A 13,515-nucleotide genomic window follows, 5' to 3' on the forward strand; every position below is an offset into this window, starting at 1 on the left:
CGACTGACTGATCGTTGGGGGCCGCCTTGCGTCCCATTCGCGCCGGAGCGCCGCGAATGGGACGCAAGGCGGCCCCTGTGATTACAGTTTCAACGTGTGGACGAATTCCAATGAGCAGCCACTTCTCCCCCGACCATCCGGTCCCTTCCAACCAGCGCCTGTTCGGTGCCCGCGACCTGTTCTCGCTCTGGTTCTCCCTCGGCATCGGCCTGATGGTCCTGCAGGTCGGTGGCTTGCTCGCGCCGGGCCTGGGGCTGGCCGGGGCAATCCTGGCGATCGTCCTCGGCAGCGCTGTGGGGGTGATGCTGCTGGCGGCGGCCGGGGTGATCGGCAGCGATACCGGCCTGTCGGCCATGGCCACCCTGCGCCTGAGCCTGGGGCGCCACGGTGCCCGCCTGCCGGCGCTGCTCAATTTGCTGCAACTGGTCGGCTGGGGCTCGTTCGAGATCATCGTCATGCGCGACGCCGCCAGCCTGCTCGGCGCCCGTGCCTTCGGCGAGGGCAGCCACTGGAGCAGCCCGCTGCTCTGGACCCTGTGCTTCGGCGCCCTGGCCACCCTGTTGGCCGTCAGCGGGCCGCTGGCCTTCGTGCGCAAGGTGTTGCGCAAGTGGGGCATCTGGCTGTTGCTCGGTGCCTGCCTGTGGCTGACCTGGAACCTGTTCGCCAAGGCCGACCTGGCCGCGTTGTGGGGGCGTGGCGGGGATGGTTCGCTGTCCTTGGCGGTGGGCTTCGACATCGTCATCGCCATGCCGCTGTCCTGGCTGCCATTGATCGCCGACTATTCACGCTTCGGCCAGCGTGCCAGGCGGGTGTTCGGCGGTACGGCTCTGGGCTTTTTCATCGGCAACGCCTGGTTGATGAGCCTGGGCGTGGCCTACACCCTGGCCTTCGCCCCGAGCGGCGAAGTCAATGCGCTGTTGCTGGCGCTGGCAGGGGCCGGGTTGGGGATCCCGCTGCTGCTGATCCTGCTCGACGAGTCGGAAAACGCCTTTGCCGACATCCATTCGGCGGCGGTCTCCACCGGCCTGCTGGTACGCCTTAAGGTCGAGCACCTGGCCCTGGCCATCGGTGCGCTGTGCACCCTGGTGGCCCTGCTGGCGCCCTTGGCGCAGTACCAGAACTTCCTGCTGCTGATCGGCTCGGTGTTCGCGCCGCTGTTCGGCGTGGTCCTGGTGGATCACTTCGTGATCCGCCGCCGGCAGATGCCGGTGGCGATCGGCGGGCTGCACTGGCAGGCTCTGGTGGCCTGGGCGGTGGGGTTGGCGGCTTATCACCTGATGGCGAATGCCGCACCGGAGCTGGGGGCGACCCTGCCGGCATTGCTGCTGGCAGGGGGGGTGCACGCTGTGCTGAGCCTCAGCCGCGGCCGGGAAACAGCTCGGGCCTGAGAATGCCGTTCAGGCGCGGGTAGGGGATCTTCAATTCGATGTGGCCCATGGAGTAGGGTGCGATGGCATAGACCTCGTACTTGAGCACCACCGCGCCGTAGGTCAGGGCCACGTGCGGGGTCTGGCGGAACGGCCAGGTCTTGACGAATTCCGGGTCCTTGTCCATGCCGGTGCTGGCCAGCCAAGCCTGGTGGGATTGTTCGGCGGTCTTCCAGAAGGTCTCCTCCTGGCCCGGCAGCAGCATGTCCTGCAGGGTCAGGACCTTGTCCAGCTTGCGCGAGTAGTTGATGAAGCCACGCCCGGGCATGCCGTGGGCGCCGCCGCTGTCCAGGTAGCTGGACAGCTCGATGATCACCAGCCCGTCATGCTGCTCGCGTACCTTGGCCTGCAGGTAGCTGCTGTTGCGCTTCTCGGCGCTGGCCAGGTACTGCTCCTCGTAGGCCTTGAGCGAGGTCGGCGCGTTGGCGCGCTGGTTGTCCTCGGTCAACTGCAGCAGGCGGCGTTCGACGATGCCGTCGAGCTTGGGCAGGTCCGGGAAGTGGATGGTATCGATGTTCACCAGCGGGCAGTCACGCTCGCTGCAACCGGGCTTGACGTGTTCCCAAGCGTCGCGCTTGACCTCGAGCGGTGCCCGGTAGTTGGGCTCGAACAGGCTCTGGCAGGCGCCCAGGGCCAGTGCCAGCACGGCCACGGAAGTGAGTTTGACAAGCGTCATGATGATCCTTGCAGGTCAAAGGTAGTCGGCCTTGGACCGTCGGCGGAGCCTTCGGTTCGCCACTAAGCTAACAGAGAGGCGCCAGCCTGTCCCGGCTGCCCGAACGGTCGCCGGAAAGGGATGAAACCCGGCGGCACGCAGAGTAGGATGGCGCGATGCGGCACACGAGGTCATGAGGATTTCCATGTCAGATACGTTGAATTCGCAGCCCAGGACGGTCGAGATCGTCGAACAGGCCAACTGCTTCCAGGGTTTCTACAGGCTCGACAAGCTGCGCCTGCGCCACGAACTGTTCGCCGGGGGCATGGGGCGTGAGATCAGCCGCGAGTTGTTCGTGCGCCACGACGCGGTCTGCGTGCTGCCCTACGATCCGCAGCGCGACGAGGTGGTGCTGATCGAGCAGTTCCGGGTCGGCGCGCTGGGCAAGGTCGACAATCCCTGGCTGATCGAGATGGTGGCTGGCCTGATCGACAAGGACGAAGTGCCCGAGGAGGTCGCCCATCGCGAGGCCGAGGAAGAGGCCGGCCTGGCCTTCAGCGCGCTGTGGCCGATGACCTGTTACTTCCCTTCGCCGGGCGGCAGCGACGAGTATGTCCACCTGTTCCTCGGCCGTTGCAGCAGCGAAGGTGCCGGTGGCCTGCATGGCCTGGAGGAGGAGGGCGAGGACATCCGTGTGCGTGTCTGGGCGTTCGAGGATGCCCTGCAGGCCGTGCGGGACGGGCGGATCTGCAACGCCGCCACCATCATCGGCCTGCAATGGCTGGCGCTGAACCGTAGCGAAGTGCGAGGTATGTGGTCGTGAACCTGCTGCGTGAGCGCTATCGGGTCGACCTGGCCGGGCTGCAGGCGGCCTGCGAAGCCAACTATGCCCGCTTGATGCGCTTGCTGCCGGACATGCGTACCGCTCAGAGCTCGCGCCGCATCGGCATGACCCAGGGCGACCAGATGCTCGGCGTGCTGGTGCTCGACGTGCTGCTGGCCTGCCCCTACACCACCACCCTGCGGGTGCGCCAGGAGCACAGCCTGCCCTGGTTGCCGGTGCCGCACCTGGAGGTGCAGGTGTACCACGACGCGCGCATGGCCGAGGTGGTCAGCGCCGAGCACACCCGGCGCCTGCGCAGCATCTACCCGTATCCCAACGCCGCCATGCACCAGCCGGACGAGAAGGCCCAGCTCAACCTGTTCCTCGGTGAATGGCTGAGCCACTGCCTGGCCTGTGGCCATGAGTTGGAAACCGTGCGCTGAAATGAGCGCTTTCGCGTATTTGCTCGAACCCGCATAGCCGCCATAATCGCGCTGAATCCGTTCGAGGAGACGGCCGTTGCCGCAGCCCAATCATTGCCAAGACCCTGCACCCGTCCATGTGGTGCAATTGTCCGATGCCCACCTGTTCGCCGAGCCAGGCGGTACCCTGCTGGGCATGAATACCCGCGACAGCCTGCGCCATGTGATCGACCAGGCTCGCCGCGAGCAGCCGCGCATCGACCTGCTGTTGTGTACCGGGGATCTCTCCCAGGACGGCAGCGTCGCTTCCTATGAGGCCTTTCGCCAGTTGACCGCCGACTTCGGCGTGCCGACCCGCTGGTTGCCCGGCAACCATGACGAGGCCCGGGTCATGGCGCAGGTGGCGCGTGGTAGCGACCTGGTGCGGGCGGTGACCGATATCGGCGCCTGGCGCATCGTCATGCTCGACTCGGCAGTGCCCGACGCGACCCACGGCTGGCTGGCCGATGACCAGCTCGCCTGCCTGGACCAGGCCCTGGCCGGCGCGGGCGAGCGCCATTGCCTGGTGTGCCTGCACCATCAGCCGGTGGATATCGGCTGTGCCTGGATCGCGCCGATCGGCCTGCGCAATGCCGAGGCGTTGCTCCAGCGGCTGCAGGGGCATCCGCGGGTGCGGGCGGTGCTCTGGGGGCACATCCACCAGGAGTGGGACGAAGTGCGCGACGGGCTGCGATGGCTGGCATCGCCTTCCACCTGCATCCAGTTCGCCGCGCGCAGCGAGGAATTCAAGGTGAGCGAGGAGTTGCCGGGCTACCGCTGGTTGCGCCTGCATGCCGACGGGCGGGTGGAAACCGGTGTGGAGCGGGCACGGGACTTCGAGGTGAGGCTGGACTTCGACAGCGCAGGGTACTGACACGCCAGGCCCCTGGCCCCAGTGAAATTTGTTGCGAAAAACCCGATGCTGCGCCAAAGCCCTGCGAACAGGCTACACTGCGCGTCCCTGCGCCCGCACGGACGGGCGTACCGCAGCAGACACCGGGGGCAGCATGTCGGGTTCCATCCTCTATATCCATGGTTTCAACAGCTCGCCACTGTCGAGGAAGGCGCGTCAGCTCGAGGCGGTGATGCAGCAGTTGGGCCTGGCCGAGCGTTTGCGCGTCCCGGCGCTGCATCACCAGCCGCGCCAGGCCATCGCCCAGCTGGAAACCGCCATCGACGAACTCGGCGCGCCCTTGCTGGTCGGCAGTTCGCTGGGCGGCTACTATGCCACCCATCTGGCCGAGCGCCATGGCCTCAAGGCCCTGCTGATCAACCCGGCGGTCGCGCCGCACCGGCTGTTCGACGGCTACCTCGGTACCCAGCGCAACCTGTACACCGACGAAACCTGGGAACTGACCCTGGACCACGTGCAGGCCCTGGCCGAACTGGAAGTGCCGCCGCCGCAGGACGCCAGCCGCTACCAGGTATGGTTGCAGACAGCCGACGAAACCCTGGACTATCGCCAGGCCGAGCGTTATTACCGGGCCTGCGCCCTGCGCATCCAGGCCGGCGGCGACCACGGTTTCCAAGGCTTCGCCGAGCGCCTGCCGGCCTTGCTGGCCTTCGCCGGGATTGCCCGGGGGCAGTATGCGGCGCTCGATTTTTCTGTATTTTGATCTTTTTGCATTCACCAGACTGACGACGAGAACCCATGGCCAATCCCAGCGCTAGCGCCTATAACGCAGACGCCATCGAAGTCCTCTCCGGCCTTGACCCGGTCCGCAAGCGGCCAGGCATGTACACCGATACCAGCCGGCCCAACCACCTGGCCCAGGAAGTCATCGACAACAGCGTCGACGAAGCCCTCGCCGGCCACGCCCGCTCGGTGCAGGTGATCCTTCACGCCGACCATTCGCTGGAGGTCTGCGACGACGGCCGTGGCATGCCGGTGGACATCCACCCCGAGGAGGGCGTGTCGGGGGTCGAGCTGATCCTCACCAAGCTGCATGCCGGCGGCAAGTTCTCCAACAAGAACTACCAGTTCTCCGGCGGCCTGCACGGTGTCGGTATCTCGGTGGTCAACGCCCTGTCGAAGCAGGTGCGCGTGCGCGTCAAGCGCGACGGCAACGAGTACCAGATGACCTTCGCCGATGGCTACAAGTCCAGCGAGCTGGAGGTGGTCGGCACGGTCGGCCGGCGCAATACCGGCACCAGCGTGTTCTTTTCCCCCGATCCGAAGTACTTCGACTCGCCGAAGTTCTCCGTCAGCCGCCTCAAGCATGTGCTCAAGGCCAAGGCCGTGCTCTGCCCCGGCCTGCTGGTCAGCTTCGAGGACAAGGCCAGCGGCGAGAAGGTCGAGTGGCACTACGAAGACGGCCTGCGCTCCTACCTGGTCGACTCGGTCAGCGAGTTCCTGCGCCTGCCCGACGAGCCGTTCTGCGGCAGCCTGGCCGGCAACAAGGAAGCCGTGGACTGGGCCCTGCTGTGGCTGCCCGAAGGTGGCGACAGCGTCCAGGAGAGCTATGTCAACCTGATTCCTACCGCCCAGGGCGGTACCCACGTCAATGGCCTGCGCCAGGGCCTGCTGGATGCGATGCGCGAGTTCTGCGAGTTCCGCAACCTGCTGCCGCGTGGCGTCAAGCTGGCGCCCGAGGACGTCTGGGAGCGCATCACCTTCGTGCTGTCGATGAAGATGCAGGAGCCGCAGTTCTCCGGGCAGACCAAGGAGCGCCTGTCGTCCCGCGAGGCGGCGGCGTTCGTCTCCGGTGTGGTCAAGGATGCCTTCAGCCTGTGGCTCAACGCCCACCCCGAGCTGGGCATGCAACTGGCCGAGCTTGCCATCAGCAACGCCGGTCGGCGCCTGAAGGCGAGCAAGAAGGTCGAGCGCAAGCGCATCACCCAGGGCCCGGCGCTGCCTGGCAAGCTGGCCGATTGCGCCGGCCAGGACCCGATGCGCGCCGAGCTGTTCCTGGTCGAGGGTGACTCGGCCGGCGGTTCGGCCAAGCAGGCACGGGACAAGGAATTCCAGGCGATCCTGCCGTTGCGCGGCAAGATCCTCAACACCTGGGAGGTCGATGGCGGCGAGGTCCTGGCCAGCCAGGAAGTGCACAACATCGCCGTGGCCATTGGCGTCGACCCGGGGGCCACCGACCTGTCCCAACTGCGCTACGGCAAGATCTGCATCCTCGCCGACGCCGACTCCGACGGCCTGCACATCGCCACCTTGCTGTGCGCCCTGTTCGTCCAGCATTTCCGCCCGCTGGTGGAGGCAGGCCATGTCTACGTGGCCATGCCGCCGCTGTATCGCATCGACCTGGGCAAGGAGATCTACTACGCCCTCGACGAGGCCGAGCGCGATGGCATCCTCGATCGGCTGGTGGCCGAGAAGAAGCGCGGCAAGCCGCAGGTCACCCGCTTCAAGGGGCTGGGTGAAATGAACCCGCCGCAGCTGCGTGAAACCACCATGGACCCGAACACCCGGCGCCTGGTCCAGCTGACCCTGGACGACCTGCAGGGCACCACCGAGATCATGGACATGCTGTTGGCCAAGAAGCGCGCGGGCGATCGCAAGAGCTGGCTGGAAACCAAGGGCAACCTGGCCGAGGTACTGGTTTGATCCGTCTGCTGCTCGCGGCGTGCCTGACGTTGCTCGCCATGCCGAGCCTTGCCGGCAACTGGCCGGAGCTCAAGCTTGTCGACGAGCACCCGGTCGAAGGCATGCGTGGCGCCAACCTGTCGGGCCTGGCCGAGTGCCGTGGCGCCCTGTGGGCCATCTCCGACCGGGACGACGATCGTATCTACCGCCTCGACCAGACGAACCGGGTCATGCGCGCCCAGCCATTGGTGTTCACGCCGCCACCGGCACCGGAGAGCGGACTGCCCTGGGGCCTGAAGTCGCGTAACTGGGCGGTGTCCTTCCTGCGCGGTGGCGAGCTGGACTTCGAAGGTGTCAGCTGCGACCAGGCTGGCAATTTCTACCTGGTCAGCGAAGCCCATGCGGCGGTGCTGCAGGTGCCGGCCGAGGGCGAGCCGGAGTGGTTGAAGATCGACCAGGCCATGGTCCGCCAGGCGCGCGCCAGCGGCATGCTCCTGCATTTCAATGCGCTGTTCGAGGGCCTGGCGGTCAACCCGGCGGGTGACCGCCTGTGGCTGGCTGCCGAGCGTGAGCGGCGCGGGCTGGTGGCGATCCAGCGCCAGCAGTCGGTATGGACTTGCGGGCGCAGTTGCGTGCTGCTCAGCGAAGCCGGGGTCGAGATGCAGCCACCGCAGATGCCGTCGCCCCAGGCACGGTCGCGGGATTTTTCCGACCTGGCGCTGTACCAGGGCAAGCTGTTCACCCTCGAGCGCAACGCGTTTCGCATCTGCCGGCGGGATGCCGACAGTGGCAAGGTCGAGCGCTGCTGGTCGTTCGCCGCCGATGCGCTGGTGGACTCGCGCCGCTACGACCAGCCGTTCGGCCTGGCCGAAGCCCTGGTGATCGACGCCAAGGGGGCCTGGATCGGCCTGGACAACAACGGCGGCGACCGTGCCGATGGCGAGACACGCCCGATCGTGTGGCGCTTCGCGGCGCCTGAAGGCGGCTGGAGCGCCAAGCCGTGAGCCAGCCGCCGGGCAAGCGTGCGGGCAAGGTGCTGCTGATCGTCGCCTGGGCGGCGGCGCTGTTCCTTGCCACGCGCTTTTTCGGGCAGTGGGAGGCGCGCCAGCAGAACCCCAACGCCCAGGTGCAGTCTTCGCACGGCGAAGGCTTCATCGAGGTCCGCCTGCTGAGCAATGGCCAGGGCCACTTCGTCGCTGACGGGGTGATCAACGGCCAAAGGGGGCGCTTGCTGCTCGACACCGGCGCAACCGACGTGGCGATCCCCGAGACGCTGGCCCGCGAGCTTGACCTGCAACGTGGCGCACCGGTGATGCTCAGTACCGCCAATGGTCGTACCCAGGGCTACCGGACCCGCCTGGACAGCCTGCAACTGGGCGACATCCACCTGCGCAACGTACGCGCCCTGGTGGTTCCCGGGCTGGACGGCGAGCAGGTGCTGCTGGGCATGAGCGCCCTGAAACAACTTGAATTTACCCAGCGCGGCGGTACCTTGCTGCTGCGCCAGAACCTGAAATGACGAGGCCCGCATGAGCGACTCACTGGAACTCAGTCTCGACGGCGTCGAACGCCGCTCACTGGCTGACTTCACCGAACAGGCCTACCTCAACTACTCCATGTACGTGATCATGGACCGCGCCCTGCCGCACATCGGCGACGGGCTCAAGCCGGTCCAGCGGCGCATCGTCTATGCCATGAGCGAGTTGGGCCTGGATGCCGACGCCAAGCACAAGAAGTCGGCGCGTACCGTCGGCGACGTGCTCGGCAAGTTCCATCCCCACGGCGACTCCGCCTGCTACGAGGCCATGGTGCTGATGGCCCAGCCATTCAGCTACCGCTACACCCTGGTCGACGGCCAGGGCAACTGGGGGGCTCCAGACGATCCCAAGTCGTTCGCCGCCATGCGCTACACCGAGGCGCGCCTGTCCCGCTATTCCGAGGTGCTGCTCAGCGAGCTGGGCCAGGGCACTGTCGACTGGGTCGCCAACTTCGACGGCACCCTGCAGGAGCCGGCGGTACTGCCCGCACGCCTGCCGAACATCCTGCTCAATGGCACCACCGGCATCGCCGTGGGTATGGCCACCGACGTGCCGCCACACAACCTGCGCGAAGTGGCCAGCGCCTGCGTGCGCCTGCTCGACGAGCCCAAGGCCACGGTCGAGCAGCTGTGCGAGCATATCCAGGGGCCGGACTATCCGACCGAGGCCGAGATCGTCACCCCACGTGCCGAGATCCTCAAGCTCTACGAGAGTGGCAGGGGCTCGATCCGCATGCGTGCCGTCTACCGGGTCGAGGATGGCGACATCGTCGTCACGGCGTTGCCGCACCAGGTCTCCGGCGCCAAGGTGCTGGAGCAGATCGCCGCACAGATGCAGGCCAAGAAGCTGCCGATGGTCGCCGACCTGCGTGACGAGTCGGACCATGAGCACCCCTGCCGTATCGTCATCATCCCGCGCTCGAACCGCGTGGATGCCGACGAGTTGATGCAGCACCTGTTCGCCACCACCGACCTGGAGAGCAGCTACCGGGTCAACGTCAACATCATCGGCCTGGACGGTCGCCCGCAGTTGAAGAACCTGCGCACCCTGCTGCAGGAGTGGCTGCAGTACCGCATCGGCACCGTCCGCCGCCGCCTGCAGTTCCGCCTGGACAAGGTGGAAAAGCGCCTGCACCTGCTCGAAGGCTTGCTCACCGCCTTCCTCAACCTGGACGAAGTGATCCACATCATTCGCACCGAGGACCACCCCAAGCAGGCACTGATCGCCCGCTTCGACCTCAGCGAAGTCCAGGCCGACTACATCCTCGAGACGCGCCTGCGCCAGTTGGCTCGCCTGGAAGAGATGAAGATCCGTGGCGAACAGGACGAGCTGCTCAAGGAACAGGCCAAGTTGCTTGCCCTGCTCGGCAGCGAGGCCAAGCTACGCAAGCTGGTGCGCAGCGAACTGATCAAGGATGCCGAGACCTATGGCGACGAACGGCGCTCGCCGATCGTCGAGCGGGCCGAGGCCAAGGCCCTCTCGGAAAACGAGCTGATGCCGACCGAGCCGGTCACCGTGGTGCTCTCGGAGAAGGGCTGGGTGCGCTGCGCCAAGGGCCACGACATCGATGCCGGCGGCCTGTCGTACAAGGCCGGCGACAGCTTCAAGGGCGCGGCTGCCGGGCGTTCCAACCAGTTTGCGGTGTTCATCGACTCGACCGGGCGCAGCTACTCGGTGGCGGCGCATACCCTGCCGTCGGCCCGTGGCCAGGGCGAGCCACTGACGGGGCGCCTGACGCCACCGCCGGGAGCGAGCTTCGAGTGCGTGCTATTGCCCGATGACGATGCGCTCTATGTGGTAGCCTCCGATGCCGGCTACGGTTTCGTGGTCAAGGGCGAGGACCTGCAGGCCAAGAACAAGGCCGGCAAGGGCCTGCTCAGCCTGCCCAGCGGCGCCAAGGTCATGACCCCACGGCCGGTGGTCGACCGTGAGCAGGACTGGCTGGCGGCCGTCACCACCGAAGGGCGCCTGCTGGTGTTCAAGGTTGGCGACCTGCCGCAGTTGGGCAAGGGCAAGGGCAACAAGATCATCGGCGTGCCGGGCGATCGGGTGGCCAGTCGTGAAGAGTTCGTCACCGACCTGGCCGTGCTCGGCGAGGGCTCGACCCTTGTGTTGCAGGCTGGCAAGCGTACCCTGTCGCTCAAACCGGACGATCTGGAGCACTACAAGGGCGAGCGCGGGCGTCGCGGTAGCAAATTGCCACGTGGCTTCCAGCGGGTGGATGGCATGGCGGTAGAGCGCCCGGTGTGAACCGGCTGTCTGCCTGGAGCGGCATTTTCAGCGTCGTTCCAGGCAGAAATGCTGGAGTCGGACGCATATTTCGCGGATGATAGTGCCCTTGCGGTGCCGGCGTGGCCGTGTGCCCGTAAGAATCTACATGAGTATCACTGCGGTATGCCTGATGGCGACCGCTTGGATGGGATGAATGAAATTTCTGCGCCTTCCATTTGCGCTGTTGATCACTGGCCTGCTGGGCTTGAGCGGATGCAGCATGCATCAGCAGGTGGCCCTGTATCAGCTCGACAGCGGTGATCCTGGCCAGCCTTCGCAGAGTGCGGGCATGGCCGTGGTGCTTGGCCCGGTGTCGCTGGCCGACTACCTGCAACGCGAGACCTTCCTGCAGCGCCAGGCCGATGGCAGCCTGACGTCGGCGACCGACGGTCGCTGGGCGGGTAGCCTGTCGTCGGATATCGACCAACTGCTGGTGCGCCAGCTGGCCTGGCGCCTGGACAGCCAGCGCGTGGTCCTGGCCCCGGCCAGTGCCGGCTTCTCGCCGGACGTGCAGGTGCTGCTGTCGATCACCCGCCTGGACTCGGGCAAGAACCAGCCGGCGATCCTGGATGCCCAGTGGCGCCTGCTGGATCGTCGTGGCCAGGTGCGTGACAACCGCATCGTCCACCTGGAGCAGCCGCACGAGGGCTCCGAGGCGTCCCAGGTCCAGGCCCAGGGGCAATTGCTGCAAAAGCTGGCCGAGCAGCTCAGCACTGCGGTCAAGCCGCTGGCCAACCAGCCGGCCCTCGCCGAGGAGACACGCAAGAAGCCAGCAGCGCCCACCCAGGTCAAGAAGGCGCCCGAGAAGCCGAAGATCCCCATGGCTTCGCCTATCCGTACCGATATGGAAGTCTATCGGTTCTGATTGCCCAAGCATGAAAAACCCGCAGCGATGCGTAATGCTGTTCACTTAAGCAATTGGGGCCGCTTTGCGGCCCTTCGCGGGCAAGCCCGCTCCCACAAGTACGCTGCAAACCTCAAGGAATGCACGATCCTGTGGGAGCGGGCTTGCCCGCGAAGGGCTGCAAGGCAGCCCCTATCGATGTCACATCAGACTTAAGTGAACAGCATTACGCAGCGATGCGGGCTTTTTCATGTCTGCTGGTTCTGAGGATCGGTGTCGGTTGGGGGCCGCTTCACGCCCCATCGCCGACAAGCCCTACAGGTACTCCGCTGGGTTCAAGGGCAGTGATGAACCTGCGGGAAGCCGGCTTGCCGGCGATGGGCTGCAAGGCAGCCCCAAGCCACACGGTAAGAGCTGTGCCCTTGTTCTCGAGGCAAGCCCGTTCCCACAAGCCCGGCCAGCTCAGTGGGAGCGGGCAGGTATCAGGCCCGGCGCTCGTGCATCCGTGCCAGCTGGCGCTCGAGCATCGAAGGATAAGGCTCCATCAGCCGCTCGACACAGCAGGCCCCTTCGGGGCTGGCGATCGGCCGGATGCGTGCCCGCTGGCGAATCAGGGCGTCATCGCTGATCTGGCGTTCCACCAGCAGCAGGTTGCGGCTGTGCTGGGACAGCGCCAGGGCATCCTGGGCCTTCTCGGCCATCAGCAGGTCCACCTGTTCCAGGCCCTGCAGGTCATCGCCCAGGGCCAGGCCCAACTGCAGTTGCAAGGTGATGCCGCTGTCGGCCACCTCGATCTGCAAGGCATGGCCCAGGGCGCGCAGCAGCTCGCCGCAGCAGATGGCGTTGGTCAGGTAGTCCTCGCCACAGTCACGGCTGTGGAACAGCACCAGGGTGCTGCCGTCGTTAAGGGTGTGGGTCTCGCCTTCATACAGCGAGGCGGCCTGCTCCAGGCAGTCGCGGTAGCGCTCCAGCAGCTCGGTCAGGCGCGTGCGCGGCAGGCGGCGCAACTGCTCCTGGGAGCCCAGTTGCACGGCCAGCACAGCACTGTACTGTGGTTCGTCCGACTCGACGACGGCAGGCTTGGCTGCACTGTCTTCGGCATCGATCAGGCCGGCGAAGGCCTCATCGTCCTCGTCGTCCTGCAGCCGTGGCGTGGCCTTGGGGGCCTGGTCGTCGCCGAGCTCGTCGAAATCGTCCTCGTCTTCTTCCTCGGGCTCCGGTGGCGGTGGCGCCAGGCGCGCGTGCAACTGCCTGGCCAGGTCGCCGATCTCGTCCTGGCGATCGATCGCCGGGGTGTAGGGATGCGGGTCGCGCAGCCACACGCGCAGTTGCAGCAGCGGGGTGGAGATGAAGCGCCCCAGGCGCAGGCTCAGGGCCAGCGCCAGGGCCAGCAGGATGGCGGCAAGGATGCCCATGCTCTGCAGGCTGATCGTCATCGGTTGCTGGAACTGGTTCATGTCCAGGCTGATGCGCAACTGCCCGGCGGTGACGTCCTGGAAGGTGATCTTGGTCTGGTACAGGCCTTCGGCCTCGCCCAGCAGGCTGTTCTTCGGCCGTTGGCCGGCCTCGGCGAGGATGCGGTTGTCCACGCTGTAGATCGCCGCATGGGCCACCAGCGGGTTCTTCACCAGGTTGCCCAGCAGCACGTTGAGGCTGAGGATGTCGTTGGACACCAGCAGCTCGGTGGCCGAGGTGGCGGTCTGGATGGTCAGGCTCTGGCCAAGGGCATCGGCCTGGTCGTGCATGGCCTGCCTGAACTGCAGGCCCATCACGCAGGCATAGATCACCAGCGCCAGGGCCACCAGGAAAATGTTGTGGCTGGCGATGCGCAGTGCCAGGGGAATGCGACGCTGGCGCAGGGCACGGAAGATCATCAGGAAGAAATTATCGGGTTTGACTGGCGTGGGCCGGTTCACAGAGCGCGGCTCTTCATGGCGGAAAAGGTGTTGCGCAGTATAGCG

General features: G+C 66.3%; 12 protein-coding genes. 10 read left to right on the plus strand and 2 right to left on the minus strand.

Translation table 11 applies throughout. The features are described from left to right. The first annotated feature begins 110 nt into the window (after positions 1 to 110). The gene (gene cytX, locus NJF35_RS08415) at positions 111 to 1,388 is read left to right on the plus strand and encodes a putative hydroxymethylpyrimidine transporter CytX (protein WP_253090952.1); all 1,278 of its coding nucleotides are present in this window, start codon (positions 111 to 113) and stop codon (positions 1,386 to 1,388) included. Here cytX and NJF35_RS08420 read toward each other — a convergent pair. Next, a complete protein-coding gene (locus NJF35_RS08420; protein ID WP_225788923.1) occupies positions 1,357 to 2,103 on the minus strand; it encodes an RsiV family protein in 747 nt (248 codons plus the stop codon). The two genes, cytX and NJF35_RS08420, sit on opposite strands and share 32 nt — an antisense overlap. Before the next feature lie 184 nt (positions 2,104 to 2,287). Here NJF35_RS08420 and NJF35_RS08425 point away from each other — a divergent pair, with 184 nt between their 5' ends. The 9 genes from NJF35_RS08425 (at position 2,288) to NJF35_RS08465 (ending at position 11,575) form a co-directional block, all read left to right on the plus strand. Beyond that, entirely contained in the window at positions 2,288 to 2,905 is a 618-nt protein-coding gene (locus NJF35_RS08425) for an NUDIX domain-containing protein (RefSeq protein ID WP_253081057.1), read from the plus strand. Further along, positions 2,896 to 3,348: a DUF1249 domain-containing protein gene (locus NJF35_RS08430; RefSeq protein ID WP_225788925.1), complete on the plus strand. Its 453-nt coding sequence runs from the start codon at positions 2,896 to 2,898 to the stop codon at positions 3,346 to 3,348. The genes NJF35_RS08425 and NJF35_RS08430 overlap by 10 nt, the downstream gene beginning before the upstream one ends. A gap of 76 nt (positions 3,349 to 3,424) precedes the next feature. Beyond that, on the plus strand, positions 3,425 to 4,240 hold the full coding sequence (cpdA, locus tag NJF35_RS08435; protein ID WP_225788926.1) for a 3',5'-cyclic-AMP phosphodiesterase: 816 nt from the start codon (positions 3,425 to 3,427) through the stop codon (positions 4,238 to 4,240). A gap of 133 nt (positions 4,241 to 4,373) precedes the next feature. Continuing rightward, the gene (locus NJF35_RS08440; protein WP_225788927.1) at positions 4,374 to 4,982 is read left to right on the plus strand and encodes a YqiA/YcfP family alpha/beta fold hydrolase; all 609 of its coding nucleotides are present in this window, start codon (positions 4,374 to 4,376) and stop codon (positions 4,980 to 4,982) included. A gap of 35 nt (positions 4,983 to 5,017) precedes the next feature. Further along, complete coding sequence (gene parE / locus NJF35_RS08445) at positions 5,018 to 6,922, plus strand: DNA topoisomerase IV subunit B (RefSeq protein ID WP_225788928.1); 1,905 nt, start codon at positions 5,018 to 5,020, stop codon at positions 6,920 to 6,922. Continuing rightward, on the plus strand, positions 6,919 to 7,905 hold the full coding sequence (locus tag NJF35_RS08450) for an esterase-like activity of phytase family protein (protein ID WP_225788929.1): 987 nt from the start codon (positions 6,919 to 6,921) through the stop codon (positions 7,903 to 7,905). Before parE ends, NJF35_RS08450 begins: the two co-directional genes overlap by 4 nt. Then, positions 7,902 to 8,420, plus strand: a complete 519-nt coding sequence (locus NJF35_RS08455) for a TIGR02281 family clan AA aspartic protease (RefSeq protein WP_225788930.1) — start codon at positions 7,902 to 7,904, stop codon at positions 8,418 to 8,420. Before NJF35_RS08450 ends, NJF35_RS08455 begins: the two co-directional genes overlap by 4 nt. A 10-nt stretch (positions 8,421 to 8,430) precedes the next feature. Then, positions 8,431 to 10,689, plus strand: coding sequence for a DNA topoisomerase IV subunit A (parC, locus tag NJF35_RS08460; protein WP_225788931.1), 2,259 nt, complete (start codon positions 8,431 to 8,433; stop codon positions 10,687 to 10,689). 175 nt (positions 10,690 to 10,864) lie between these two features. Next, positions 10,865 to 11,575, plus strand: coding sequence for a membrane integrity-associated transporter subunit PqiC (locus NJF35_RS08465; RefSeq protein WP_225788932.1), 711 nt, complete (start codon positions 10,865 to 10,867; stop codon positions 11,573 to 11,575). A gap of 461 nt (positions 11,576 to 12,036) precedes the next feature. On the opposite strand, the gene NJF35_RS08470 is transcribed toward NJF35_RS08465, so the two are convergent. Continuing rightward, positions 12,037 to 13,470 (minus strand): histidine kinase, encoded by a 1,434-nt coding sequence (locus NJF35_RS08470; protein WP_225788933.1) that lies wholly within the window; start codon positions 13,468 to 13,470, stop codon positions 12,037 to 12,039. Between the last annotated feature and the right edge of the window lie 45 nt (positions 13,471 to 13,515).

This window comes from Pseudomonas guariconensis (genome assembly GCF_024127895.1).
GTDB classification, from domain to species: Bacteria; Pseudomonadota; Gammaproteobacteria; order Pseudomonadales; family Pseudomonadaceae; genus Aquipseudomonas; species Aquipseudomonas guariconensis_B.

Coding starts and splice junctions, on each gene's coding strand:
- NJF35_RS08425 (WP_253081057.1), top strand. CDS start 2,288: ATGTCAGATACGTTGAATTCGCAGCCCAGGACGGTCGAGATCGTCGAA.
- NJF35_RS08420 (WP_225788923.1), bottom strand. CDS start 2,103: ATGACGCTTGTCAAACTCACTTCCGTGGCCGTGCTGGCACTGGCCCTG.
- parC (WP_225788931.1), top strand. CDS start 8,431: ATGAGCGACTCACTGGAACTCAGTCTCGACGGCGTCGAACGCCGCTCA.
- cytX (WP_253090952.1), top strand. CDS start 111: ATGAGCAGCCACTTCTCCCCCGACCATCCGGTCCCTTCCAACCAGCGC.
- parE (WP_225788928.1), top strand. CDS start 5,018: ATGGCCAATCCCAGCGCTAGCGCCTATAACGCAGACGCCATCGAAGTC.
- NJF35_RS08465 (WP_225788932.1), top strand. CDS start 10,865: ATGAAATTTCTGCGCCTTCCATTTGCGCTGTTGATCACTGGCCTGCTG.
- NJF35_RS08440 (WP_225788927.1), top strand. CDS start 4,374: ATGTCGGGTTCCATCCTCTATATCCATGGTTTCAACAGCTCGCCACTG.